Annotated in this window: 21 protein-coding genes; 18 read left to right on the top strand and 3 right to left on the bottom strand. The window is 64.4% G+C overall.

Annotated features, from left to right (window positions below):
• Positions 1–11: 11 nt before the first annotated feature.
• The gene (locus RN01_RS09795) at positions 12–2,390 is read right to left on the bottom strand and encodes a xanthine dehydrogenase family protein molybdopterin-binding subunit (protein ID WP_024569495.1); all 2,379 of its coding nucleotides are present in this window, start codon (positions 2,388–2,390) and stop codon (positions 12–14) included.
• Positions 2,391–2,401: 11 nt separating this feature from the next.
• Positions 2,402–2,896: a (2Fe-2S)-binding protein gene (locus RN01_RS09790; RefSeq protein WP_017513308.1), complete on the bottom strand. Its 495-nt coding sequence runs from the start codon at positions 2,894–2,896 to the stop codon at positions 2,402–2,404.
• Positions 2,897–3,145: 249 nt separating this feature from the next.
• Here RN01_RS09790 and RN01_RS09785 point away from each other — a divergent pair, with 249 nt between their 5' ends.
• The 16 genes from RN01_RS09785 (at position 3,146) to RN01_RS09710 (ending at position 22,492) form a co-directional block, all read left to right on the top strand.
• Positions 3,146–3,724, top strand: coding sequence for a YqaA family protein (locus tag RN01_RS09785; protein ID WP_011515244.1), 579 nt, complete (start codon positions 3,146–3,148; stop codon positions 3,722–3,724).
• A gap of 169 nt (positions 3,725–3,893) precedes the next feature.
• Complete coding sequence (locus RN01_RS09780) at positions 3,894–7,868, top strand: FAD/FMN-binding oxidoreductase (RefSeq protein WP_017513307.1); 3,975 nt, start codon at positions 3,894–3,896, stop codon at positions 7,866–7,868.
• Between the two features lie 77 nt (positions 7,869–7,945).
• Positions 7,946–8,380, top strand: a complete 435-nt coding sequence (locus RN01_RS09775; RefSeq protein ID WP_024569494.1) for an HIT family protein — start codon at positions 7,946–7,948, stop codon at positions 8,378–8,380.
• Positions 8,381–8,530: 150 nt separating this feature from the next.
• The gene (locus RN01_RS09770) at positions 8,531–10,441 is read left to right on the top strand and encodes an ABC transporter ATP-binding protein/permease (protein ID WP_024569493.1); all 1,911 of its coding nucleotides are present in this window, start codon (positions 8,531–8,533) and stop codon (positions 10,439–10,441) included.
• Between the two features lie 70 nt (positions 10,442–10,511).
• Positions 10,512–10,928 (top strand): gamma-butyrobetaine hydroxylase-like domain-containing protein, encoded by a 417-nt coding sequence (locus tag RN01_RS09765; RefSeq protein ID WP_011515247.1) that lies wholly within the window; start codon positions 10,512–10,514, stop codon positions 10,926–10,928.
• A gap of 35 nt (positions 10,929–10,963) precedes the next feature.
• The gene (gene ubiE / locus RN01_RS09760) at positions 10,964–11,695 is read left to right on the top strand and encodes a bifunctional demethylmenaquinone methyltransferase/2-methoxy-6-polyprenyl-1,4-benzoquinol methylase UbiE (protein ID WP_011515248.1); all 732 of its coding nucleotides are present in this window, start codon (positions 10,964–10,966) and stop codon (positions 11,693–11,695) included.
• 62 nt (positions 11,696–11,757) lie between these two features.
• Entirely contained in the window at positions 11,758–12,735 is a 978-nt protein-coding gene (locus tag RN01_RS09755) for a Tim44 domain-containing protein (protein ID WP_024569492.1), read from the top strand.
• Between the two features lie 120 nt (positions 12,736–12,855).
• Positions 12,856–13,527, top strand: a complete 672-nt coding sequence (locus RN01_RS09750; protein WP_017512023.1) for an SCP2 domain-containing protein — start codon at positions 12,856–12,858, stop codon at positions 13,525–13,527.
• Positions 13,528–13,568: 41 nt separating this feature from the next.
• Positions 13,569–15,146 carry a ubiquinone biosynthesis regulatory protein kinase UbiB gene (gene ubiB / locus RN01_RS09745; protein WP_024569491.1) on the top strand — a complete coding sequence of 526 codons (1,578 nt, stop codon included), beginning with the start codon at positions 13,569–13,571 and terminating at the stop codon, positions 15,144–15,146.
• A 334-nt stretch (positions 15,147–15,480) separates the two neighbouring features.
• Positions 15,481–16,917, top strand: a complete 1,437-nt coding sequence (locus tag RN01_RS09740) for a sodium:solute symporter family protein (protein ID WP_011515253.1) — start codon at positions 15,481–15,483, stop codon at positions 16,915–16,917.
• Between the two features lie 223 nt (positions 16,918–17,140).
• Complete coding sequence (locus RN01_RS09735) at positions 17,141–17,470, top strand: FmdB family zinc ribbon protein (protein ID WP_024569490.1); 330 nt, start codon at positions 17,141–17,143, stop codon at positions 17,468–17,470.
• Positions 17,471–17,484: 14 nt separating this feature from the next.
• Positions 17,485–18,198, top strand: a complete 714-nt coding sequence (locus tag RN01_RS09730; RefSeq protein ID WP_024569489.1) for a DUF502 domain-containing protein — start codon at positions 17,485–17,487, stop codon at positions 18,196–18,198.
• A gap of 48 nt (positions 18,199–18,246) precedes the next feature.
• Positions 18,247–20,055 carry an aspartate--tRNA ligase gene (gene aspS / locus RN01_RS09725; RefSeq protein WP_017512028.1) on the top strand — a complete coding sequence of 603 codons (1,809 nt, stop codon included), beginning with the start codon at positions 18,247–18,249 and terminating at the stop codon, positions 20,053–20,055.
• Positions 20,056–20,233: 178 nt separating this feature from the next.
• Entirely contained in the window at positions 20,234–21,169 is a 936-nt protein-coding gene (locus RN01_RS09720; RefSeq protein ID WP_017512029.1) for a hypothetical protein, read from the top strand.
• A gap of 79 nt (positions 21,170–21,248) precedes the next feature.
• On the top strand, positions 21,249–21,740 hold the full coding sequence (nudB, locus tag RN01_RS09715; protein WP_008645954.1) for a dihydroneopterin triphosphate diphosphatase: 492 nt from the start codon (positions 21,249–21,251) through the stop codon (positions 21,738–21,740).
• Positions 21,737–22,492, top strand: coding sequence for an endonuclease/exonuclease/phosphatase family protein (locus RN01_RS09710; RefSeq protein WP_017512030.1), 756 nt, complete (start codon positions 21,737–21,739; stop codon positions 22,490–22,492). Before nudB ends, RN01_RS09710 begins: the two co-directional genes overlap by 4 nt.
• Positions 22,493–22,508: 16 nt before the next feature.
• Here the strand turns inward: RN01_RS09710 and mobB are convergent, their stop codons facing one another.
• Complete coding sequence (gene mobB, locus RN01_RS09705) at positions 22,509–23,018, bottom strand: molybdopterin-guanine dinucleotide biosynthesis protein B (protein ID WP_017512031.1); 510 nt, start codon at positions 23,016–23,018, stop codon at positions 22,509–22,511.
• 94 nt (positions 23,019–23,112) lie between these two features.
• On the opposite strand from mobB, the gene clsB reads away from it, so the two are divergent.
• Positions 23,113–24,462 (top strand): cardiolipin synthase ClsB, encoded by a 1,350-nt coding sequence (gene clsB / locus RN01_RS09700; RefSeq protein ID WP_024569488.1) that lies wholly within the window; start codon positions 23,113–23,115, stop codon positions 24,460–24,462.
• A 383-nt stretch (positions 24,463–24,845) separates the two neighbouring features.
• Positions 24,846–25,436, top strand: a complete 591-nt coding sequence (locus RN01_RS09695) for a TetR/AcrR family transcriptional regulator (RefSeq protein ID WP_008645958.1) — start codon at positions 24,846–24,848, stop codon at positions 25,434–25,436.
• The last annotated feature ends 23 nt before the right edge of the window (positions 25,437–25,459 follow it).

Here is a 25,459-nt window from a genome sequence, read left to right as displayed (position 1 = left end):
GCTCTCCCCGGTTACGCGGTGCCAGATTGCGCGGACTGGATGGCTTGCCACACGCGATGCGGCGTGGCAGGCATCTGCAGATCGTGCACGCCGAGCGGCGACAAGGCGTCGACCATGGCGTTGATGAAGGCCGGTGGCGAGCCGATCGCGCCGGCTTCGCCGCAGCCCTTCACGCCGAGCGGATTGTGCGTGCACGGTGTGCCGGCGGACGTCTCCACGGTGAAGTCGGGCAGGTCTCCGGCGCGTGGCATCGCGTAGTCCATGTACGAACCGGTCAGGAGCTGGCCGCTCTCGGGGTCGTAGACGCACTGTTCGAGCATCGCCTGACCCAGACCCTGGCCAATGCCGCCATGTACCTGGCCTTCCACGATCATCGGGTTGATCACGTTGCCGAAGTCATCCACAGCGGTGAACTTGACCACGTGCGACTCGCCGGTATCGGGATCGACCTCGACTTCGCAGATGTACGCGCCGGACGGATACGTGAAGTTCGTTGGATCGTAGAACGCGTTCTCGTTCAGGCCTGGCTCGAGCTTGTCGAGTGGGTAGTTGTGCGGCACGTACGCCGTCAGCGCCACCTCGCCAAACGTCTTGGTGCGATCGGTGCCGGCCACGCGGAACACGCCGTCCTTGAACTCGATGTCGGCGTCGGATGCCTCGAGCAGGTGCGCGGCGATCTTCTTGGCCTTGGCCTCGATCTTGTCGAGTGCTTTCATGATCGCCGAGCCGCCCACTGCCAGTGAGCGGGAGCCATAGGTCCCCATGCCGAAAGGCACGCGGCCCGTATCGCCATGCACGATCTCGACGGCATCCAGTGCGATGCCCAGGCGGTCCGCCACGATCTGCGCGAACGTGGTTTCATGGCCTTGACCGTGGCTGTGCGATCCGGTGAAGACCGTCACGGTGCCCGTCGGATGCACGCGGATCTCGCCCACCTCGAACAGCCCGGCACGCGCGCCCAGCGCTCCGGCGATATTCGATGGCGCCAGCCCGCAGGCCTCGATGTAGCACGAGTAGCCGAGCCCGCGCAGCTTGCCGCGTTGCTTCGCTTCCGCGCGCCGGGCCGGGAATCCCGCCACGTCGGCCAGTTCTTCCGCGCGAGCCAGGCAGGGCTCGTAGTCGCCGGTGTCGTAGGTCAGACCCACCGGGGTGGCATACGGGAAGGTGCGGATGAAGTTCTTGCGGCGCAGCGTGGCCGGGTCGACGTTGGTCTCGCGCGCGGCCGCTTCCACCAGCCGCTCGACGACGTAGGTGGCCTCGGGGCGTCCCGCGCCGCGATAGGCATCGACGGGGGACGTGTTGGTGAACACCGCGTGGACTTCGGCATAGATCGCCGGCGTGGCGTATTGGCCGGCCAGGAGTGTCGCGTAGAGGATCGTCGGCACGCTGCTGGCGAACGTCGACAGGTACGCGCCCATGTTGGCGATGGTGTGCACGCGCATCGCCAGGAAGTTGCCGTCGGCGTCGAGCGCGAGTTCGGCCTTGGTCACATGGTCGCGGCCGTGGGCGTCGGTCAGGAAGGACTCGGAGCGTTCCGCAGTCCACTTGATCGGACGTCCCACCTTTTTTGATGCCCAGGTCAGTGCCACGTCCTCGGGGTAGAGGAAGATCTTCGAGCCGAAGCCGCCGCCCACGTCCGGCGCGATGATGCGCAGGCGCGACTCGGGCAGGCCCAGCACGAACGCCCCCATCAACAGCCGCTCCACGTGCGGGTTCTGGTTGGCGACGTAGACCGTGTAGCCGTCATCCTGGCGCGTATAGCTGGCATTGACCGCGCGCGGTTCGATCGCGTTCGGGATCAGCCGGTTGTTGACGATCTGCAGCGTGGTCACGTGAGCGGCCTTGGCGAATGCCGCGTCGGTGGCTGCCTTGTCGCCGTGGCCCCACGTGTAGCAGGTGTTGGCGGGCACATCGTCGTGGACGAGCGAAGCTGCCGACGAGGCATCGGTCAGGCCGATCACGGCCGGCAGTTCCTCGTAGTCGACAACGATCTTCTCGGAGGCGTCGCGTGCTTGCTGGAGCGATTCGGCGACGACCAGCGCCACCTGGTCGCCCACGTGGCGCACCTTGCCGTGCGCCAGCGAGGGGTGGGGCGGTTCTTTCATCGGCGAGCCGTCGATGCTGTGGATCAGCCAGCCGCAGGGCAGGCCGCCGACCTTGTCGGCTGCCATGTCATCGCCAGTCAGCACGGCGATCACGCCGGGCGAGGCCGCCGCCTCGGACGTGTCGATCGATTTGATGCGCGCGTGAGCATGCGGCGAGCGCAGGAAATAACCGTAGCTCTGGTGCGGCAGGACGACATCGTCGGTGTACTGGCCGTTGCCGGTCAGGAAGCGATAGTCTTCCTTGCGGCGGACCGGCGAACCGATCAGCTTTTCGGGTGCGTTCATGGCCGGTCTCCTTATTCCGCGCTGGCCACGGCCGCCGAGCCCTGCATGGCCGCCTGACCTTGCTGCACCGCACGCACGATGTTGTGATAGCCGGTACAGCGGCACAGGTTGCCTTCGAGCTGGTCGCGAATCGCCTGCGCATCGGCATTGGGGCGGTCCTTGAGCAGGGCCGTGGCCGCCATCACCATGCCCGGCGTGCAGAAGCCGCATTGCAGGCCGTGGCATTCACGGAACGCCTGCTGTACGGGGTGCATTTCGCCGTTGACGGCCAGGCCCTCGATCGTCGTCACGCTGCCGCCGTCTGCCTGCACCACGAGCACGTTGCAGGACTTCACCGCGCGGCCATCCAGGTGGACGGTGCAGGCGCCGCACTGGGCGGTATCGCAGCCCACGTGCGTGCCGGTGAGGCGCAGGTGTTCGCGCAGGAACTGGACGAGTAGTGTGTGAGGTTCGACCTGGGCGTCAACGGGCTTGCCATTGACCGTCAGACGGATCGGAATCGCCATGCTTGTCTCCTGTGTGGGTGCACGCATGGCCAGCTCCATCCATCCCGATTCACTGCGCGGGACTGGCCACGACGCGGTACTGCCGTTTGGTTGAGACGGCTATTTCGTGATATTGGTGCTGCCGGGTTTGCCCGGTTTGCGAAAGCGTTGTGAACGATTGGACGCAAAAGGCTCTCCCAGTTAAACACAAAACCACCGGTGCTGCCATGCGGGTTCTCCTGCGATTCGCGGCCCTATGTTTCCTAGCGCATGGACGCCTTCATCCACTGGCTGTTTGACACCCTTGCCCTCCCGACGGTGGGGTTGCCCGCCATTTTTGTGGTCAGCCTGGTGTCGGCCACGCTACTGCCGCTCGGCTCCGAGCCGGCCGTGTTCGGCTACGTCAAGCTCAACCCCGATATGTTCTGGCCGGCCGTGCTGGTGGCCACGCTCGGTAACACGGTCGGCGGGGCCATCGACTGGTGGATGGGTTACGCGGCCAAGCTTGCCGTGGTGCGCTACCGGCTACGGCGCCAGAATCGGCAGCATGAGCGCGAACACGAGCAGCACCTGGAACACCCGAAGAAGGCCAGCAAGCCGGCGCTCGATGCCAAGTACTTCCGCTGGATGCGCCGCTGGGGGCCCCCGACGATGCTGGTGTCGTGGCTTCCCGGTATTGGTGATCCATTGTGCACTTTGGCGGGCTGGCTGCGGATGCCGTTCTGGCCCAGCGTCGGCTATATGGCCATCGGCAAGTTCCTGCGTTATCTGGCGATGACGGGCAGCCTGCTGTGGATTCCGGACTCCTTCTGGCACGGCGTGGGCCAGATCTTCCACCGGTTGTTCTGAGCGGGAATGCGCCGGACGGGCAGAAAACGGCGAGATCCCTGACGAAACCAAGGGTTATAGGGGGTTTTCGGGGTTGTTGCGGTGCGGCAAACATGGGCGTTGAAGTACAATCGCGCTTTAAAGACGAAATCGCGCACCGTCCCCGTGCGCAGCAGGAAGCGGTCCCGCCATGAACGCCCCACTCGTGCTCGATGCCAAGCTCGCCGCCAAGGACGCACCCCCGCGTCTGCGCGAGATCCCCTATAACTACACGTCATTTTCGGATCGCGAGATCGTTATCCGCCTGCTCGGCGAGGAAGCCTGGCGCATCCTGGACGAACTGCGCGGGGAACGCCGCACCGGCCGCTCGGCGCGGATGCTCTACGAGGTGCTCGGCGATATCTGGGTCGTGCGCCGCAACCCGTACCTGCAGGACGACCTGCTCGAAAATCCCAAGCGCCGCCAGATGCTGGTGAGCGCGTTGCACCACCGCCTGGGCGAAATCGAAAAGCGCCGCGCCGCCGACCGTGCCGAGCACGCCGAGCCCGCCGCGGAAGATCGCTCGCACCGTGTGGAGCAGCTGGTCGCGTTCGCCAAGCAGGCGATCGAGGCCTTCAAGCAGGAATTCTCCGACGCGTACGCGCTGCGCAAGCGCGCCCAGCGCGTGCTGGGCAAGGTGACGCAGCACGACAACATCAAGTTCGACGGACTCTCGCGCGTCTCGCACGTGACCGACGCCACCGACTGGCGCGTCGAGTACCCGTTCGTGGTGCTGACCCCGGATACCGAGGAAGAGATCGCGGGCCTGGTGAAGGGCTGTTTCGAACTGGGTCTCACCATCATCCCGCGCGGAGGCGGCACCGGGTACACCGGCGGCGCCGTGCCGCTGACGCCGTTTTCTGCCGTCATCAATACGGAAAAGCTGGAGCAGCTTGGCGAAGTCGAGCAGACCGATCTGCCCGGCGTGACGCGCAAGGTGGCGACGATCTTCTCCGGCGCCGGCGTGGTCACGCGCCGCGTGGCCGATGCCGCCGACAAGGCCGGGCTGGTGTTCGCGGTCGACCCGACCTCGATCGACGCATCGTGCATCGGCGGCAACGTGGCGATGAACGCAGGCGGCAAGAAGGCCGTGCTGTGGGGTACCGCGCTGGACAACCTGGCGTGGTGGCGCATGGTCGATCCCGAGGGCAACTGGCTCGAGATCACCCGGATGGACCACAACCTCGGCAAGATCCACGACGTGCCGGTGGCCACGTTCGAGCTGAAGTGGTCGGACGGCAACCGCAAGCCGGGCGAGAAGGTGCTGCGCACCGAGACGCTGGCGATCGAAGGCCGCAAGTTCCGCAAGGAAGGTCTGGGCAAGGACGTCACCGACAAGTTCCTGGCCGGCCTGCCTGGCGTGCAGAAGGAAGGTTGCGACGGCATCATCACCAGCGCGCGCTGGGTCCTGCACCGGATGCCGAAGCATATGCGCACGGTCTGCCTGGAGTTCTTTGGCCAGCCGCGCGATGCGATTCCGAGCATCGTCGAAATCAAGGACTTCCTCGACGGCGAGTCGAAGCGCGAGGGCGGCGCCATTCTGGCAGGTCTGGAGCATCTGGACGAACGCTATCTGCGCGCGGTGGGCTACGCCACCAAGAGCAAGCGCAACGCGTTCCCGAAGATGGTGCTGATCGGCGATATCGTCGGTGACGACGAGGACGCCGTGGCCCGCGCCACCTCGGAAGTGATCCGTATGGCCAACGGCAAGAGCGGCGAGGGCTTCATCGCCGTGAGCCCCGAGGCCCGCAAGAAGTTCTGGCTCGACCGCTCGCGCACTGCCGCCATCGCGCGCCATACCAACGCCTTCAAGATCAATGAAGACGTGGTGATCCCGCTGCCACGCATGGGCGAGTACACCGACGGCATCGAGCGCATCAACATCGAGCTGTCGATCAAGAACAAGCTCAAGCTGACCGACGAGCTTGAGGCGTTCTTCGCGCGCGGCAACCTGCCGCTTGGCCGCAGCGACGACGCCAACGAGATTCCCAGCGCCGAACTGCTGGAAGACCGCGTGCAACACGCGCTGACGCTGCTGCGTGAAATCCGCGCGCGCTGGCGCTATCTGCAGGACCACCTCGACACGCCGCTGGCCGCCGCGCGCGCCGCGCTGATCGGGCATGGTCTGGGCCTGCTCGGCCCGGCGTTCGAGCAGCGTCTGCAAACGCAGCCGGACGCGACCGTGTTCCACCTGATGCAGGACCGCACGATCCGCGTAAGCTGGAAGAACGAGATCCGCGCCGAGCTACGCAAGATATTCTCCGGCGGCGAGTTCAAGCCGATCCTCGACGAGGCGCAGAAGATCCACAAGCAGGTGCTGCGCGGCCGCGTTTTCGTGGCGCTGCACATGCACGCCGGCGACGGCAACGTCCACACGAACATCCCCGTGAACTCGGACGACTACGACATGTTGCAGGACGCGCACCGCGCGGTGGCCCGCATCATGACGCTGGCGCGTTCGCTGGACGGCGTGATCTCGGGCGAGCATGGCATCGGCATTACCAAGCTCGAGTTCCTGACCGAAGACGAGATCTCCGAATTCCGCGACTACAAGCAGCGCGTCGATCCGCAGGGCCGCTTCAACAAGGGCAAGCTGCTGCCGGGCGCCGACCTGCGCAATGCCTACACGCCGTCGTTTGGCCTGATGGGGCATGAGTCGATCATCATGCAGCAGAGCGACATCGGCGCGATCGCCGAGAGCGTCAAGGACTGCCTGCGTTGCGGCAAGTGCAAGCCGGTGTGCGCCACACACGTGCCGCGCGCCAACCTGCTGTACAGCCCGCGTAACAAGATCCTGGCCACGTCGCTGCTGATCGAGGCCTTCCTGTACGAGGAACAGACGCGCCGTGGCGTGTCGATCAAGCACTGGGACGAGTTCTCTGACGTGGCCGATCACTGCACGGTCTGCCACAAGTGCGTGACGCCTTGCCCGGTCAAGATCGACTTCGGCGACGTGTCGATGAATATGCGCAACCTGCTGCGCAAGATGGGCCAGAAGAAGTTCAACCCAGGCACCGCCGCGTCGATGTTCTTCCTGAATGCGACCAACCCGCAGACGATCAACATGACCCGTGCGGCCATGATCGGCTGGGGTTACAAGGCGCAGCGCCTGGGCAACGAACTGCTGAAGAAGTTCGCCCGCAAGCAGACCCAGCATCCTCCCGCCACGGTCGGCAAGCCGCCCGTGCAGGAGCAGGTGATTCACTTCATCAACAAGAAGATGCCGGGCAACCTGCCGAAGAAGACGGCGCGCGCGCTGCTCGATATCGAAGACAACGAGATTGTGCCGATCATCCGCAACCCGAAACAGACCACGGCCGAAACGGAAGCCGTGTTCTATTTCCCGGGCTGTGGTTCGGAGCGTCTGTTCTCGCAGGTGGGTCTGGCCACTCAGGCTATGCTCTGGCATGTGGGCGTGCAGACCGTGCTGCCGCCGGGCTACCTGTGTTGCGGTTACCCGCAGCGTGGCGCCGGCCAGTATGACAAGGCCGAGAAGATGGTCAGCGACAACCGCGTGCTGTTCCATCGCGTGGCCAATACGCTGAACTACCTCGACATCAAGACCGTGGTGGTGAGTTGCGGCACGTGCTATGACCAGCTCGCCGGGTATGAATTCGACAAGATCTTCCCGGGCTGCCGCATTATCGACATCCACGAGTATCTGCTCGAGAAGGGCGTGAAGCTCGAAGGCGTCACCGGCACGCGGTACATGTACCACGATCCCTGCCATACGCCGATCAAGACGATGGACCCGACCAAGCTCGTCAATGACCTGATGGGCGGTAACCAGGGTGGCGGCAAGATCGAGAAGAACGAGCGCTGCTGCGGGGAATCGGGCACGCTGGCCGTTACGCGTCCGGATATCTCGACGCAGATCCGCTTCCGCAAGGAAGAGGAAATGCGCAAGGGCGCCGACAAGCTGCGTGACGGCGACTTCAATGGCGACGTGAAGATCCTGACGAGCTGCCCGTCGTGCCTGCAGGGTTTGTCGCGCTACAACGAGGACGCGTCGGTGACGGCGGACTATATCGTCGTGGAGATGGCCAAGCACCTGCTGGGAGAGAACTGGCTGCCGGAGTACGTGGCAAAGGCCAACGCGGGTGGTATCGAGCGGGTGCTGGTTTAAACCGCCGGCCGTAGTCATGAGTTCCTCTCTCCCATGTATGGGGAGAGGAGCAAAACAACACTCTCCAGTCAATCCACATGACCCGAGCCCCCAACTGCCCCCTCTGTGAAGCCGATGGTGGAGAACTCGTCTGGATGGGCGACCGCGCGCGCGTCATCCTGGTCGAGCACGATCGCTTTCCCGGCTTCTGCCGCGTGGTCTGGAACGACCATGTGGCCGAGCTGACCGATCTGGACGAGCACGACTTGGCCTGGCTGATGCGGCTGGTGGCGCGTGTGGAGCGGATCGTCCGCGAGGTGATGACGCCGGACAAGGTCAATCTGGCCGCGTTCGGCAACATGGTGCCGCACCTGCACTGGCACATCATTCCGCGCTATCGCTGGGATTCGCATTTTCCGGAAGCGATCTGGGCCGCGCCGCAACGGACGGCCGACACGGCGCGCGTCGCCGAACTTGCCGACCGGCTGCCGGCGCTGCGTGCAGCACTTTCGACGCTGGATTTGGCCGACTGAAGCATCCCTCGGCACGACGCCGTGCCACCTTGGTAAAGTGCCGTTGCCGTCTGGTAAGGAACCCACCGCCGTGGCGGTGCGTCTGACACCAGTCAAACAACAACATGCCTGCCGGCGTCCCCAGGCCGCGGGCCATTCCGGGCGTCTTCCATGTCCACCACACCGTCGTCTGTCATCGTCCCCGGCCCGGCCGTACCGGCCAAGGCGCTCAAGGACCAGAGCCGCCTGCGCCTGGCTGCCACCTGGGCGCTGATCATGCCCTACTGGAAATCCGAAGACCGCAAGGCGGGGCTTGGCCTGCTGACCCTGGTCGTAGCGCTGAACCTCGGTATCGTCTATATCAACGTGCTGCTCAACGAGTGGAACCGCGTGTTCTACAACGCCATCGAGCAGCGCGACTTCGTCTCCTTCAAGGCATTGCTGCTGCGATTCTCCTGGATCGCGGCCTGCTTCATCGTGCTGGCGATCTCGCGCCAGTACTACCAGATGATGCTGCAGATGCGCTGGCGTACATGGATGACCGGCCGGTTCATGCAACGCTGGCTTGGCCACCAGGCCTACTACCGCATCGAGCAGACCCATTCGACCGACAACCCTGACCAGCGGCTGGCCGACGACCTGCGCCAGTTCACGGATGGCGCGCTGTCGCTGTCGATGGGGCTGCTCAACTCGGTGGTCACGCTGGTGTCGTTCATCGGCATCCTTTGGGTGGTGTCCGGCCCGATCAGCCTGGCGCTCGGCGGGTCCGAACTGACCATCCCGGGTTATATGGTGTGGTTCGCGATCGGCTACGCCGTGGTCGGGTCGCTGATTACCCACTTCGTCGGCCGTCCGTTGATCGGCCTGTCGTTCCAACAGGAACAGTACGAAGCAAACTTCCGTTTCATGTTGGTTCGTCTGCGCGAGAACAGCGAGCCGGTGGCGCTGTACCGTGGCGAGGCGACCGAGCAGGCCGGCCTGCGCGCGCGTTTCGAACGCATCAGGGAAAACTGGAACCAGTTAATGCGCTATACGCGACGGCTGACGTTCGTGAACTCGGGCTACGGCCAGTTCGCGATCATCTTCCCGCTACTGGTGGCGGCGCCGCGCTACTTCTCCGGCAAGCTGACGCTGGGCGGCCTCATGCAGATCAACTCGGCGTTCGGGCAGGTACAGGGCGCCCTGTCATGGTTCGTCGATAGCTACGCCACGCTGGTCGGCTGGAAGGCGGCCGCCAACCGTCTGATCGACTTCCAGCAAGCGATTCGCGTGGCTGAGCGCGAGGATCTGACTCACGAGGGTCCGGGCGACATCGAGGTGGTCGAGTCCACCGACAAGGCCGACAACAGCATCACGATTACCGGACTAGGTCTGGCCCTGCCGGTGCGCGGCGGCCCCGGCCCGGACGACGAAGGCGTCGATCCGCTGAAGCGCCCGGGACAACGTCCACTGGTGGCGCCGTTCTCGCTGTCGATCGGGCCAGGCGAGCGCTGGCTCGTCAATGGCCCTTCCGGCTGCGGCAAGAGCGTGTTGTTCCGCGCGCTGGCGGGCATCTGGCCGTACGGTCATGGCCAGATCATGGTGCCGCACAAGCGCATGCTGTTCCTGCCACAACGCAGTTACCTGCCGATCGGCACGCTGGCCGATGCGCTGTCGTACCCCGATGCCGGCAACGCGCATTCGCGCGAAGCGCTGGCCAACGTGCTGCGCCAGGCTCGCCTCGGCATGCTGATCAAGCATCTGGATGTGTTCGACAACTGGTCGCTGCGGCTGTCGCCGGGAGAACAGCAGCGGCTGGCGTTCGCGCGTGCATTGCTGCAGAAGCCCGACTACCTGTTCCTCGATGAGGCGACGAGCGCGCTCGACGAGGAAACCGAAGGCGCGATGTACCGGCTCATGGTCGAGACCCTGCCGGATGCCGCGATCATCAGCATCGCCCACCGTAGCACCGTGGCCGCGTTCCACGACCGCCGCTTGCATTACCAGCCGGTCGGCGATGCCTCGGATGAGAGCGGCGGCGGGCCGCGGGATGGGCAATTGGAGGGCGGTGGAGTAAGCTATCGGGTCGTACAAGACGCGTGACGGCGCCGTCGCGGCCGGCCTCGCAGCAGTGGCGGAGGGCGGTCGGGTCGCGGCATCGTGCCCTTCATCTATGGCTGGCCTCGAAAAAGACACCCCTCATCCCACCGCGCTGACCGTGCATACGCAGTCGCGTGTGCTCGAAATCGGCTTCGACAATGGCAATACCTGGCGGCTGCCGTTCGAGTTGCTCCGCGTATACTCCCCGTCCGCCGAGGTCCAGGGTCATGGCCCAGGACAGGAAACGCTGCAGACCGGCAAGCGCGACGTCGGCATTGCCGCCGTGGAGCCGGTGGGCAACTACGCCATCCAGATCCGGTTCGACGATGGCCACGACACCGGCATCTATTCGTGGGAATTGCTGTACCGGCTGGGCGACCAGCAGGAAGCGCTCTGGGCCGATTACCTGAAGCGTCTGGCAGACGCGGGGCTGGATCGCGATGCGCCCATGGCGGCCGCCGGCGGCCATGCATGTGGTCATCACCATTGACCACTATTGATTGAAAGAATCCTGGAGTCCGAGAGATGAGCGAAACCCACTTCGGTTTCGAGAAGGTCGACGAATCTGAAAAAGCCGGCAAGGTTGCTGGCGTTTTCCATTCGGTGGCAAGCAAGTACGACGTGATGAACGACCTGATGTCCGGTGGGATGCACCGGCTCTGGAAGGTGTTCACCATCGCCCAGGCCAATGTGCGCCCGGGCCAGAAAGTGCTCGACATTGCCGGCGGCACCGGCGATCTGGCAAAGGCCTTCGCGAAGCAGGCCGGCCCCACCGGCGAAGTCTGGCTGACCGACATCAACGAGTCGATGCTGCGCGTCGGCCGTGACCGCCTGCTCAACAAGGGCGTCGTGACGCCGGTGGCGCTGTGCGATGCCGAGAGGATCCCGTTTCCAGACAACTACTTCGACCTCGTCACGGTAGCGTTCGGCTTGCGGAACATGACCCACAAGGACGCCGCGCTGGCCGAGATGCGCCGGGTGATCAAGCCGGGCGGCAAGGTCATGGTGCTCGAGTTCTCGAAGGTCTGGAAACCGCTCGAGAAGTTCTACGATGTCTATTCCTTCAAGGTTCTGCCGTGGCTTGGCGAGCGCGTGGCGGGGGATGCCCCTAGCTACCGTTATCTGGCGGAATCGATCAGAATGCATCCTGACCAGGGTTCACTTGTACGCATGATGGAACAAGTTGGGCTCGAACAGGTCGAATACTTCAATCTGACGGCCGGAGTAGTGGCGCTCCACGTCGGGAGAAAGTATTAATTCGCCATGTTCGGTCAGCAATGCAAGGCTTGTTGGCTGAGAATGACAGGGGATAGAAGAATATGTCATCTTTTCGCGGAAAATTCCTGGCTATGTCGCTCATCGCGACACTGGCTCTCGGGGCAGCGCTCGACGCCAATGCCAAGCGTCTGGGCGGATCGCGCAGTATCGGCAAGCAGTCGTCGGGCGTGACGCAGCAGCGCCAGCAGGCGCCGGCGCAGCAAAACACGCCGCCGGCCCAGCAACCGGCGCAGGCAGCACCGGCCACGGCAGGTGCGGCAGGTGGCGCAGCCGCCGCGGCGGCGCCCAAGCGTAACTGGGGTGGGATGCTGGGTGGTCTGGCAGCCGGCCTCGGCATCGGCTACCTGCTTTCACACTTCGGCCTGGGCGGCGCGGCCGCCAGCATCCTGTCCAACGTGATCCTGTTCGGCGTGATCGCGCTGGTCGCAATGTGGCTGATCCGCAAGTTCCGCGGTGGCTCGGCTCGCACGCAGCAGCCTTCGTACGCCGGCATGGGCGGCAATGGGTCGAATTACGGTGGTCCGTCGCATGCCGAACCGACGCTGCGCACGGCCGAGCCTGTTGGCAATGGCGGCGCCGCCAGCAATCCGGTCATGGGTGGCGCGGCAGCGGCCGCAACCGCGGCTGTCCAGCAGCCGTGGGGCGTGCCGGCGGATTTCGACACCGAGTCCTTCCTGCGTAACGCCAAGGTTCACTATGTGCGTCTGCAGGCTGCTTGGGATGCGGGCAATCAGGATGACATCCGCGAATTCACCACGCCGGAAATGTTTGCCGAGATCAAGATGGACCTGTCCGAGCGCGGCAGCGAGGTCAACAAGACCGACGTCGTGACGCTGGACGCCCAGTTGCTCGGTATCGAGTCGACCCCGGCCCAGCACATCGCCAGCGTGCGTTTCTCGGGCATGATCCGCGAGAAGGCAGGCGAACCGGCTCAGCCGTTCGGTGAGGTCTGGAACCTGGCAAAGGCGACGTCGGGCAACGGTGGCTGGCTGCTCGCCGGCATCCAGCAGGAATCCTGAGCGCCGCATGAATCCTCCGCCGCATCGGTGACATGATGCGGCGGGCGAGTAGCTTAGAATGGAGGCCCGCGCATTGCGTGGGCCTTTTTATTTGGGCTGTCTGCCCGAGCACCGGATGCCATGAACGCATTGCCGACCCCGCTGGCCGCACCGATCGTTGCCGCGCTGAATCACCTGATCGAACAGGAGCCGTGGGCTTGCAGCCTGCTCACGCCGTTTGCCGGACGCGTGATCCGGTTCGACGCGTCAGCGTTCGCGCTGTCCCTCAAGGTCACGGAGCAGGGCGGCATCGACCAGGCACCCGAGGCCGAGGCGGCCGCCGTCACGCTGATCGTGCCGTTGCAGCAGTGGCCGCTGGTCGTGGCCGATGTTGCCGAAGGCGGCCAGGCGGCCGCGATGCGTCACGTGCGCATCGACGGTGATGCGGAACTGGCCAATGTGGTGTCGACGCTCGCACGCAACCTGCGTTGGGATGCGGCCGAGGATCTGTCCCGCGCGCTGCGTGGCGTGATGGGCGGGCCGGTCAGCGACAGCGTGGCGCAGCGCGTGGTGGACGGCGCGCGTCAGGTGCACGAAAGCGCCACGCGAGCCGGCCGCGCCTTGCTCGACAACGTCACCGAATACCTGCTGGATGAACAGCCGACGCTGGTACGGCACGCAGCGCTGGAGGGCTTCGGCGACGACCTGGCGCGGCTGCGCGACGATCTGGCCCGCCTGGAAAAACGGCTCGAACGGCTGGAGCGTGCTCCGGGCGCGGGCTCCCCGGATGCCTTGCCCTCGGCCCATCGCTGACCTGCCCTGACCCGCCACGTGTCGTTTCCTGAAGATTTCGCATGACCCGCCTGCTGCGTCTCTGCAAGATACTGTTTGTCATCCTGTACTACGGGCTCGATGAACTCGTGCTGTCCGGCTTCAAGAACCGGCGCATCAAGTTCCTCGTCCGAGTCATCACCATCGGTCGCAAGCTCGATCAGCCGCGCGGCGAACGCCTGCGTATGGCGCTGACGGCGCTGGGCCCGATCTTCGTCAAGTTCGGCCAGGTGCTGTCCACGCGCCGTGACCTGATGCCGCCCGATATCGCCGACGAACTGGCCAAGCTGCAGGACCAGGTGCCGCCGTTCGAGTCAGCGGTGGCGGTGAAGATCATCGAAAAATCGCTGGGCCGCCGGCTGACGGAGCTGTTCGAGACGTTCGAGCACGAGCCCGTGGCCAGCGCGTCGATCGCCCAGGTTCACTTCGCCACGCTGCGCGGCGGTCCGAGCCATGGCCGCGAGGTGGCCGTGAAGGTGCTGCGTCCGGGCATGTTGCCGGTAATCGACAGCGATCTGGCGCTGATGCGCGACATGGCCACGTGGCTCGAGCGCGTCTGGGTGGACGGTCGTCGGCTCAAGCCCCGCGAGGTGGTGGCGGAGTTCGACAAGTACCTGCATGACGAACTCGATCTGATGATCGAGGCCGCCAACGCCAGCCAGTTGCGCCGCAATTTTGCCGAAAGCGATCTGCTTTGCGTGCCCGAGGTGTTCTGGGACTGGTGCACGAGCAGCGTCTTCACGATGGAGCGGATGCATGGCATTCCGATCTCCCGCACCGAATCGCTGAAGGCGGCGGGTGTCGACATGCACAAGCTGGCCGAAGAGGGCGTCGAGATCTTCTTCACGCAGGTGTTCCGCGACGGGTTCTTCCACGCGGACATGCACCCCGGCAACATCCTGGTATCGGTCAGGCCCGAGACGTTCGGCCGGTATATCGCGCTGGACTTCGGCATCGTCGGCGCGCTGTCCGAGTTCGACAAAAACTATCTGGCGCAGAACTTCATCGCGTTTTTCCGCCGCGACTACCACCGTGTGGCGCTCCTGCACGTGGAGTCGGGCTGGGTGCCGCCGGAGACCCGGGTCGAGGAACTCGAATCCGCCGTGCGTGCCTGCTGCGAACCGTACTTCGACAAACCGCTGCGCGAGATTTCGCTCGGCATGGTGCTGATGCGGTTGTTCCAGACCTCGCGCCGCTTCAACGTCGAGATCCAGCCGCAACTTGTGCTGCTGCAGAAGACGCTGCTCAATATTGAAGGCCTGGGCCGCCAGCTTGACCCGGACCTCGACCTCTGGAAGACCGCCAAGCCCTTCCTGGAACGCTGGATGTACGAGCAGGTGGGCTGGCAGGGCGCCTGGGAGCGGATCAAGATCGAGGCGCCGCAATGGGCGAAGATGTTGCCCGACTTTCCACGGCTGGCCCACCAGTTCCTGGAGCGCCGCGCGCTGCAGAACAGCGAAGGGCAGGAGCGTCTGCTTGCCCAACTGGTGGTCGAGCAGCGCCGCACGAACCGCCGGCTGTCCACGGCCCTGCTGCTGATGGGCGGATTCCTGGCCGGCATCGTGATCGTCCAGGCACTGGCCTGGGCAGGATACTGGTAGTCACCAGGCCCGAAGCGTCACTGGTTTTCCCTTTCTCCCGCAGGTGGTGGGAGGGGAGAACCACCATACAACACCCAAGTGAACCAAGATGGGGATTTGCCCGCCCTCGGGGGAATTTTTGCCCCCCGGATGGGGGCGCGTCGCTATAATCCGCGTTTTGATTCGGCTACGACCGCCAAATGCCCGCCCGGGCGCCCGCGGCCCCGACCGATGAATTGGACTCCGGCTGGCCCCAACCCTTGACCCGGTCAAGGGCGTCAGGTGCCCCGCCGGCATTCGGTTTTTCGCCGCCAGGGCACATCAATTCTGGCCATTCTGGGATAAGGGCAGCGGTATGCTGATCTGGTTCGTCATCATCTATTGGATCATCTCGGTCGGTATCGGCCTGTGGGCGGCGCTTCGCGTCAAGGGAACCGCCGACTTCGCCGTGGCCGGCCGCAGCCTGCCGTTCTATATCGTCACCGCCACGGTCTTTGCCACCTGGTTTGGCTCTGAAACCGTGCTCGGCATCCCGGCCGTGTTCCTCAAGGAAGGCTTGTCCGGGGTGGTATCGGATCCCTTCGGTTCCTCGCTCTGCCTGATCCTGGTGGGCCTGTTCTTCGCCCGGCCGCTGTACCGGATGAACCTGCTGACGATCGGCGACTACTATCACAACCGCTATGGCCGGCTGGCCGAAGTGCTGACCACGCTATGTATCGTGGTCTCGTATCTGGGCTGGGTGGCTGCGCAGATCAAGGCGCTGGGGCTGGTGTTCTATACGGTGTCGGACGGCGCGCTGTCCCAGGATGCCGGGATGATGATCGGCGCGGCCAGCGTGCTGGTCTATACGCTGTTCGGCGGCATGTGGTCGGTGGCCGTGACCGACTTCATCCAGATGATCATCATCGTGATCGGCATGCTCTATATCGGTTACGAAGTCAGCGGCCAGGCGGGTGGCGTGACGGCCGTGGTGTCGCACGCGGCGGCGGCCGGCAAGTTCGAGTTCCTGCCGTCGCTGGACCTGGTGCAGATCATCGGGTTTGCCGCGGCGCTGTTCACGATGATGCTCGGCTCGATTCCCCAGCAGGACGTGTTCCAGCGGGTCACTTCCTCGCGCACCGAGCAGATCGCCGGTCGTGCGTCGGTGCTGGGTGGCGTGCTGTACTTCTTCTTCGCGTTCATTCCGATGTTCCTGGCCTATTCGGCCACACTGATCGACCCGGCGATGGTCGAGAAGTACATCAACTCGGATTCGCAACTGATTCTTCCGCAACTGATCCTGACGCACGCGCCGATGTTCGCCCAGGTGATGTTCTTCGGCGCGCTGCTTTCCGCCATCAAGAGCTGCGCCTCGGCCACGCTGCTGGCGCCGTCGGTAACCTTCGCCGAGAACATCCTGCGCCCGTACTTCCGCCATCTCGCAGACAAGCAGTTCCTGCGCGTGATGCAGGTGGTGGTGCTCGTCTTCACGTCGCTGGTCACGCTGTTCGCGCTGAACTCGCACCTGTCGATCTTCCACATGGTCGAGAACGCCTACAAGGTGACGCTGGTGTCGTCGTTCGTGCCGCTGGCCTTCGGCATGTTCTGGAAGCCGGCCACCCGCCAGGGCGGTCTGGCCGCGATCCTGCTTGGCCTGGCCTCGTGGCTGACCTGCGAGATCGCCTTTGCCGATGCCACGGTGCCACCGCAAATGGTAGGGTTGCTGTTCTCGATCAGCGGGATGGTATTCGGGTCGCTGCTGCCTCAATGGATCAGCGATCGGCCGCCTGTTCGTGAAGTGCATATTGCGTAACTTTATGCCTTCGAGGCCTTATCTGGCCTGCTTGCGGACGTTTGCGGCCCCGAATGTCCCCTTTTCCGGTCGGTAGCCGGTCCGGCAACGGTTTATAATCAACGGCTTTGCATCGCCGAGCGCCCCCGATCTCGCGCAATTCGCCTTGATCGACGCCCTTGTCATTTGGCGTGGCGCTGCCATCTATCAGTTTTACGTTTCAGTTTTCCGCGAAAGAACCACCATGCCGATCTATGCCTACCGTTGCGACGCCTGCGGATACGGGCGCGATGTGCTGCAGAAGATGAGCGATGCCCCGCTCACGGACTGCCCATCCTGCGGCGCCGCCGGAACCTACAAGAAGCAGCTGACCGCCGCCGGCTTCCAGCTCAAGGGATCGGGCTGGTACGTCACGGACTTCCGCGGTGGCAGCGGCGGCACCAGTGCCCCGGCCACCTCGGGCAACGCCGCCGCGCCTGCCGCCCCGGCGGCATCCGCCGAGCCGTCTACCGCATCGACCACTTCCGCGGCTCCGGCCGCCGGTGGATGCGGCGGTTCGTGCGCCTGCCACTGACGCGCAGGCAAGCCGTGGTCACCAAGAAAACCTCCGCCTTGAAGACCTGGTTCCTGACCGGGCTGCTCGTGCTGGTGCCGCTGGGCATCACCCTGTGGGTGCTCAACGCCGTCATCAGCACGATGGATCAGAGCATGGCGCTGCTGCCGCTGGCATGGCAGCCCGAAAATCTGTTCGGGCTCCGCATTCCGGGCCTGGGCGCCATCCTGACGCTGCTGTTCATCCTGGTGGTGGGCGTGCTGGCCCATAACTTCATCGGCCAGCGGCTGGTGAAGTGGTGGGAAGCGCTGCTCCGTCATATCCCCGTGGTCGGTCCGATCTATACCAGCGTCAAGCAGGTCTCGGACACGCTGCTGTCGTCGTCGGGCAACGCGTTCCGCAAGGCGCTGCTGGTGCAGTACCCGCGCGAGGGATCGTGGACCATCGCGTTCCTGACCGGCCGGCCCGGCGGTGACGTGCAGAATCACCTGCAGGGCGATTACGTCAGCGTCTACGTGCCGACCACGCCGAACCCGACCTCGGGCTTCTTCCTGATGATGCCCAGGGCCGATACGATCGAACTCGACATGACCGTCGACGCCGCGCTGAAGTACATCGTGTCGATGGGCGTCGTGGCCCCGGCGGACCTGCCGCGCAAGTCCGGTGCCGACACGCGCCCGGCGCATGGCGCAGTGGCCGATGCCGATGCCGATGCCGACGACGCCGTAGCCGATACTCATACCAATTGATTGCGCGCGGCCGTTCATCGCGGCCGCGCATTACAGGGAATCTCTCCTATGTCCTCCATGCGTACTCACTACTGCGGTCTGGTGACCGAACAACTGATCGGCCAGGAAGTGGCCCTGACCGGCTGGGTGCAGCGCCGCCGCGATCACGGTGGCGTGATCTTCATCGACCTGCGCGATCGCGAGGGCCTGGTGCAGGTGGTGTGCGACCCGGATCGTCCGGAGATGTTCAAGGCCGCGGAAGAAATCCGCAACGAGTTCTGCATCCGCATCACCGGCAAGGTGCGCCCGCGTCCGGCCGGCACCGAGAACGCCAACCTGACCTCGGGCAAGATCGAGGTGCTGTGCCATGAGCTGACCGTGCTGAACCCGTCGGTCACGCCTCCGTTCCAGCTCGACGATGACAACCTGTCGGAAACCACCCGCCTGACGCACCGCGTGCTGGATCTGCGCCGTCCGCAGATGCAATACAACCTGCGCCTGCGCTACAAGGTGGCGATGGAAGTGCGCAAGTACCTGGACGCACAGGGCTTCATCGACATCGAGACGCCGATGCTCGGCAAGAGCACGCCCGAAGGCGCGCGCGACTATCTCGTGCCGTCGCGCGTGAACCCGGGTCACTTCTTCGCGCTGCCGCAGTCGCCGCAAATCTTCAAGCAGATGCTGATGGTCTCGGGCTTCGACCGTTACTACCAGATCACCAAGTGCTTCCGTGACGAGGACCTGCGCGCTGACCGCCAGCCCGAATTCACGCAGATCGACTGCGAAACGTCGTTCCTGACCGAACAGGAAATCCGTGACCTGTTCGAGGACATGATGCGCACCGTGTTCAAGAACGCGATCGACGTGGACCTGGACGCCAAGTTCCCGGTGATGGAGTTCCGCGAGGCGATGGCCCGCTTCGGTTCGGACAAGCCGGACCTGCGCGTCAAGCTCGAATTCACCGAACTGACCGAAGTAATGAAGGACGTCGACTTCAAGGTGTTCTCGGGCCCGGCCAACAGCGACAACGGTCGCGTGGTCGGCCTGCGCGTGCCGGGTGGCGGCGCGATCTCGCGTGGCGAAATCGATGCCTACACGCAGTTCGTGGCGATCTATGGCGCTAAGGGCCTGGCGTGGATCAAGGTCAATGAAGTGGCCAAGGGCCGCGACGGCCTGCAATCGCCGATCGTGAAGAACCTGCACGACGCCGCGATTGCCGAGATCCTGAAGCGCACGGGCGCCCAGGACGGCGACATCATCTTCTTCGGCGCCGACAAGGCCAAGATCGTCAACGACGCGATCGGCGCGCTGCGCCTGAAGGTCGGCCATTCGGAGTTTGGCAAGAGCACGGGCCTGTTCGAAGACACCTGGAAGCCGCTGTGGGTGATCGACTTCCCGATGTTCGAGTACGACGAGGAAGACGCCCGCTGGGTGGCCATGCACCACCCGTTCACGAGCCCGAAGGACGAGCACATGCAGTACCTGGAAACCGATCCGGGCAAGTGCATCGCCAAGGCCTACGACATGGTGCTGAACGGCTGGGAAATGGGCGGCGGCTCGGTGCGTATCTACCGTGAGGACGTGCAGAGCAAGGTGTTCCGCGCCCTGAAGATCAACGCCGAGGAAGCTCGCGCCAAGTTCGGTTACCTGCTCGACGCGCTGCAGTACGGCGCACCGCCGCACGGTGGCCTGGCTTTCGGCCTGGACCGTATCGTGACGATGATGGCCGGCGCCGACTCGATCCGTGACGTGATCGCGTTCCCGAAGACGCAACGTGCACAGGATCTGCTGACGCAGGCTCCGAGCACGGTCGACGAGAAGCAGTTGCGAGAACTGCACATTCGTCTGCGTGCCCAGGAGCCGAAGACCACGGCCTGATCGTTGTTCAGACCTGCAAAAAAGCCGCGCCGATGCGCGGCTTTTTTGTTCTTGGCGCAAGGATGCGTTTCCATTTGTTACTACCCGGAACGAAGCCGGCGGGGAGAATGTCTTTCTGCGTTGATACGCGTGATGCAGGCCCGCCTCGAAGGCCGCCACGACGTGGGAGGACCAAGGCGTGAATCTAGATACCGAACTGATCCGTGCGTTCCTGCAAGTTCATGCGGAAACGATCCTGACCTGGCTGGCGGCCGGGTTGCTCATGATGCTGCTGGCCCGCTTCGAACTGCGCCGCGCGGTACGCAAGTCGGCGCAGGCGATGTCCCAATCGGTGGCCGCCACGGTGGCCGCTTGTGTACCTGATATCGCGCACGCGGCGCAGCAAGGACATACGGTGCCGGGCGAACTGGCTGCTACCGGCGCCGAACCGGTGGCCACCCAGCGCGCGGACGCGCTGCGCAAGCTCGCGCTCGACACCGTGGCTACCGTGATGACGCGTGGCCGCTGGCTCGAAGACGTTGGCAACCTGCGCCTGGGCGAGGATGCGCTGTTGTCCGGCCGGCGTGCCGGTGGCGCGGATCCGCTGCTCGTGGTGGCGCCGCAACCGGTGGTGCAGGCGTACCTGAACGCCCAGCGCACCTTTGACGATGAAGCGACCACACTGCAGAACCATCGGCGCGAGGCGCTTCGGCTTCAAGAGGCGTTGCAGGCACTCAATGCCGAGGCGGCTCATGTCGAGCAGGAAACGGCAAGCATTGTGATGCGCTTCGAGCAAGTCAATGCGCAGGTCGCCCAAGGCGTGGAAGCGGGCGACTACCAACGGTTCCTGATCCAGAAATACAACCAGCTCGGCGTGCGCGAGAAGGAAATCGGGCAGGAACGCGCGTCCATGGCAGCACAGGCACGCGAGGCCGCCGATGCGCTGGCCAGCCTTGCGCATACGGCCTCGCAACGCTATACGCAGGCACTGGCGCCACTGATGCAGCAGCTTCGCTCGGCATGGGGGCATGGCGATTCGCCCGAGGTGTTCGATACCTGGCTCCGAGCCGCGCCGGCCGCGCAGCCCGGTGACCGTCAGGCGACGATCCGCCCCGGCGAACATACATTGGCCTGAGCAGGGGGTAGGCAGCGGCCGGAGCGCGCCATTGGCGTCCGGCTGCGCTATGCTTTGGTTTGTCCCTGCCACCCTTCCCATGCGCTACAAGATTCCCGAATCGGTACTGGTCGTTATCCACACACCAGACCTGCAAGTCCTCCTGATCGAGCGCGCCGACCGGCCCGGCTATTGGCAGTCGGTGACCGGCAGCCTCGATGCCGAGGACGAGCCGCTACCCATGACCGCCGCGCGCGAGGTGGCCGAGGAAACCGGACTTATTGCCAGCCGCTATTCGCTGACCGACTGGCAACACACCATCGACTACGAGATCTATCCGCAATGGCGCCACCGCTATGCGCCGGGCATCACTCGCAATACCGAGCACTGGTTCGGATTGTGCGTGCCCGCGCCGATGCCGGTGACGCTGGCGCCGCGTGAGCACCTGCGCTTCGAATGGCTGCCCTGGCAGGCGGCCGCGGCGCGTTGCTTCTCCAGCAGCAATGCCGAAGCGGTGCGCCAGCTTGCCTGGCGCGTGGCTGGCGGCCAGGGCGCCGGGCTCGACGTCACGAACGGAGCCGCCGCACCATGAAGTTGCGCGTTGTCACCTACAACATTCACAAGGGCGTAAAGGGGTTCACCGGCAAGCCACGCATCCAGAGCGTGCGAACCGGCCTGCAGTCGATGGACGCGGATATCGTGTTCCTGCAGGAAGTGCAGGACCGCAACGATCGCCTGGTCGCGGCCGAGTTGTTCGACCCCGATCACACCCAGCTCAACTACCTGGCGACGGATGCCTATCCGCATTCGGTCTATGGCCGCAACGCGGTGTATGACCACGGCCATCATGGCAATGCCATCCTGTCGCGCCATCCGATCCTGATGTCGGAGAACCTCGATATCTCCGATCACCGCTTCGAGCAGCGCGGGCTGTTGCACGCAGTGGCCGATATCAACGGCGTCGAGGCACACCTGATCTGCGTGCACTTCGGCCTGTTCGCGGGAAGCCGCGTGCGTCAGACCACCGCGTTGGTGGAGCGCGTGCGCAGCGTGGTGCCGGCCGATGCGCCGCTGGTGATCGCGGGCGACTTCAACGACTGGAACCACAAGCTCGACTCGAAGATTTGCAACACGCTCAATGCCGTCGAGTCGGCGAACGCGAAGAACGGACGCATCCATACGTTCCCGAGCCATATGCCATGGTGGCAGCTCGACCGTATCTACGCGCGGGGCTTCGAGTTCGAGCGCACGCAAGCGCTGACTGGCCGCGAATGGGCGCAGCGCTCGGACCATGTCCCGCTGATGGCGGAACTGGCCCGGCGGGTGGCAATTCCGGAGGTCTGATGTCTGGCGATCGGATTCAGCGATCGAGATAACCGCGGATCCACGCGTAGATCGCGTCGACATCCGAGAGGTTCAGAACGGGCAGGGTCGTCTGTCGGGAGACCTCTTCAGGGACGTCGGTCGCCACCGCGACCACACCCGGCACATCCGTCCACAGCGGCGCCTTGCCGTTGGCGGGGCGATAGATTTCCAGCTTGGGGAAATCGCTCCACTTATAGCCTTCCACCATCACCAGATCGGTTTCAGGCGGCAGTACCGACAATGCCTCGCCGATCTCGGGCGACGGCTTTTCCTCAGGGTAGTGCCGCATCAGCGTCAGGTGACGGGCGCCCACAAGCACCACGTTCTGGCATCCGCCCTCGCGCATCCGCCATGAATCTTTGCCCGGCGTGTCTGGGTCGAACCCGTGGTGCGTGTGCTTGATGCCCGCGACGCGTAGGCCATCGGCTACGAAACGGGGGATCAACTGGTCCAGTAGCGTGCTCTTGCCGCTGCCCGACGAGCCGGCGATGCCGAATACCTTCACAATGCTTTCCCTGTTGGGCGTCACAATGCTCCGACAATATCAGACTTCGCCAGGGCCATGTGCAGGAGCCGCCCGTTGACCGATAATCGAGTCCATGTCACGGATCTACGATCGGGCATCGCCCCCAACGTCGAGTGCGCCAGGCACGCCGGAATCGCCATCGAGCGCATTGCATCAAGAGGATGGCGATCCTACTGCCACCACCGTTGCCACCGCCACCGCGCCATTGATGCGCTGGGTGCGCCGGCGCGGCAGCCCGGTCCAGGGCAACCTGGTCGATCTGCTGAGCAACGGCCAGGAGTATTTTCCCGCTCTGATCGAGGCGATTGATGCCGCGCGCGTGCACGTCGTGCTTGAGACCTATATCTATGCCGACGATGCTGTCGGCGCCCGCGTTACCGATGCGTTGATCCGGGCGGCGCAACGCGGTGTGGATGTCCGGCTGGTCGTCGACGGATTCGGCGCGGGGGATATGCCTGCCACGCTCGCCAGCCGGCTGCGCGATGGAGGCGTGCGCCTCGAGGTTTTTCGTCCGGTGCGCGGATTCAAGCTGGCGCGCCGGCATCTGCGGCGGTTGCATCGCAAGATGGCGGTGATCGACGACAACGTGGCGTTCGTCGGCGGTATCAATATCATCGACGACCATAACTACGGCCCGCTGGAATTGCCCGAAGTCGGCCCACGCTACGACTTCGCCGTGCGCGTGCGCGGACCACTGGTGGCGCAGATCGCGCTGGCTTCGGCGCGGCTGTGGTTCCGGATGGCACAGCAACGCGGGCTGCGCGAAACCGCAACGGCTTTCACCGAAGTGGAAACGCTGACCACCGCCGCGCGGCAGGCCCGGCGCGAGCATCATGCGGGCGGCGTGGCTGCGGCATTGCTGCTGCGCGACAACCTGCGCAATCGCCGCACGATCGAGCGCGAATATCTCTACGCGCTGGGCGCCGCGCGCCATGACGTGATTATCGCCAACGCCTATTTCCTGCCTGGCACGAAGATGCGGCGCGCGTTGCTGGCGTGCCGCGAGCGCGGGGTGCGCGTGCGACTGCTGCTGCAGGGGATGGTCGAGTACCGGCTGCAACATTTCGCGACGCACGCGCTGTATGCGCGGCTGCTCGAGGCCGGCATCGAAATCTACGAATACGAGGCGAGCTTCCTGCACGCGAAGGTCGCCGTCATCGACAACTCGTGGGCGACAGTTGGCTCGAGCAACCTGGATCCGTTCAGCCTGCTGCTGGCACGAGAGGCCAACGTCGCGGTGTATGACCCGGGCTTTGCCGGCGTGCTGCGCGCGCGTCTGGAGCGGGCCATGGCGCAGCGCAGCGCGCGCGTGGTGCCCGAGGTTCACGCACGCCTGCCGCGACTGCGCCGGTTTGCCAATTGGGCGGCGTACTACGTGTTGCGTCTCGGCGTCGTGATCGCGGGTGTCACAGGCCGTTACTGACGCCGCGCAAGCGGGGCACGGTAACATGCTGCCCTGCCGCATGCCGCGCCTTCCGCGCAAACGTGCCCCGGCCATTTCAAGCCGGTTTTAAGCCGATGCTGCATTGCGCCGCAAGATATCAGCGCGATGCCGTCCGTTTAGAAACACGGGTCTAATTAAAAGCTTGATGCCAATCGGCCTCGCCAGAATAATCTGAACGACCGTTCTTTTTTGGCTTAGACTTCGTGCATTCGCGGCCGCCCCCTATTGAAAACCAGCGACCGAAGTGCCTGCCGACCGCAACGTCAGGTCAAGAACAGTGCTCCTGAGAGCACTGCAAAGAACGGAGAAAAAACATGCGCCACCAGTCAGTTCGCCTTGAATCCGCCGCCGCGCCCGCGCCCTTGCGCAAGGGCGAGATGACGCGCGTGGCGATTCTCGATGCGGCACTGGAACTGTCGTCTCGCGACGGGCTCGAAGGGCTGACCATCGGCCTGCTCGCGGAACGTATGCAGATGAGCAAGAGCGGTGTCTTCGCGCATTTCGGTTCGCGCGAGGACCTGCAGGTTGAAGTGGTGCGCGAGTATCACCGGCGGTTCGAGCAAGAGGTGTTCTACCCCTCGCTGCAAGAGCCGCGCGGGTTGCCTCGCCTGTGGTCGATGGTGCGACGCTGGATGGAAAAGCGCATCCAGGAAGTGACCACGGGGTGCATCTACATCAGCGGTGCGGTCGAGTACGACGATCGCGCGGAAAGCCCGGTGCGTGACGAGCTCGTCAAGAGCGTCACGATCTGGCGTGCCGCGCTGATGCGTGCGATCGATCAGGCCAAGGAAGAGGGGCACCTGCGCGCGGATTGCGATCCGCGCCTGATGCTGTTCGAAATGTACAGTCTTGAACTAGGCTTGCATCACGACGCCCGTTTCCTTCGCCTGCCGGACAGCGCCGAGCTTGCCATGGTTGCGCTCAACAAACTGATTCAGTCTTACCGAACCTGAGCCGCCCCACGGGCAGCGCTCGC

The sequence above is a fragment of the Cupriavidus sp. SHE genome (assembly GCF_000812445.1).
Taxonomy (GTDB): Bacteria; Pseudomonadota; Gammaproteobacteria; order Burkholderiales; family Burkholderiaceae; genus Cupriavidus; species Cupriavidus metallidurans.
This window is presented reverse-complemented; position numbering and strand designations above follow the sequence as displayed.

What these genes read in the sequence shown, in the direction of transcription:
- RN01_RS09775 (WP_024569494.1), top strand. Translation starts at nt 7,946, where the DNA reads ATGACCCGAGCCCCCAACTGCCCCCTCTGTGAAGCCGATGGTGGAGAA.
- aspS (WP_017512028.1), top strand. Translation starts at nt 18,247, where the DNA reads ATGTCCTCCATGCGTACTCACTACTGCGGTCTGGTGACCGAACAACTG.
- clsB (WP_024569488.1), top strand. Translation starts at nt 23,113, where the DNA reads ATGTCACGGATCTACGATCGGGCATCGCCCCCAACGTCGAGTGCGCCA.
- RN01_RS09735 (WP_024569490.1), top strand. Translation starts at nt 17,141, where the DNA reads ATGCCGATCTATGCCTACCGTTGCGACGCCTGCGGATACGGGCGCGAT.
- RN01_RS09765 (WP_011515247.1), top strand. Translation starts at nt 10,512, where the DNA reads ATGGCTGGCCTCGAAAAAGACACCCCTCATCCCACCGCGCTGACCGTG.
- ubiB (WP_024569491.1), top strand. Translation starts at nt 13,569, where the DNA reads ATGACCCGCCTGCTGCGTCTCTGCAAGATACTGTTTGTCATCCTGTAC.
- RN01_RS09795 (WP_024569495.1), bottom strand. Translation starts at nt 2,390, where the DNA reads ATGAACGCACCCGAAAAGCTGATCGGTTCGCCGGTCCGCCGCAAGGAA.
- RN01_RS09790 (WP_017513308.1), bottom strand. Translation starts at nt 2,896, where the DNA reads ATGGCGATTCCGATCCGTCTGACGGTCAATGGCAAGCCCGTTGACGCC.
- RN01_RS09785 (WP_011515244.1), top strand. Translation starts at nt 3,146, where the DNA reads ATGGACGCCTTCATCCACTGGCTGTTTGACACCCTTGCCCTCCCGACG.
- RN01_RS09740 (WP_011515253.1), top strand. Translation starts at nt 15,481, where the DNA reads ATGCTGATCTGGTTCGTCATCATCTATTGGATCATCTCGGTCGGTATC.
- RN01_RS09770 (WP_024569493.1), top strand. Translation starts at nt 8,531, where the DNA reads ATGTCCACCACACCGTCGTCTGTCATCGTCCCCGGCCCGGCCGTACCG.
- RN01_RS09710 (WP_017512030.1), top strand. Translation starts at nt 21,737, where the DNA reads ATGAAGTTGCGCGTTGTCACCTACAACATTCACAAGGGCGTAAAGGGG.
- nudB (WP_008645954.1), top strand. Translation starts at nt 21,249, where the DNA reads ATGCGCTACAAGATTCCCGAATCGGTACTGGTCGTTATCCACACACCA.
- RN01_RS09780 (WP_017513307.1), top strand. Translation starts at nt 3,894, where the DNA reads ATGAACGCCCCACTCGTGCTCGATGCCAAGCTCGCCGCCAAGGACGCA.
- RN01_RS09755 (WP_024569492.1), top strand. Translation starts at nt 11,758, where the DNA reads ATGTCATCTTTTCGCGGAAAATTCCTGGCTATGTCGCTCATCGCGACA.
- RN01_RS09750 (WP_017512023.1), top strand. Translation starts at nt 12,856, where the DNA reads ATGAACGCATTGCCGACCCCGCTGGCCGCACCGATCGTTGCCGCGCTG.
- ubiE (WP_011515248.1), top strand. Translation starts at nt 10,964, where the DNA reads ATGAGCGAAACCCACTTCGGTTTCGAGAAGGTCGACGAATCTGAAAAA.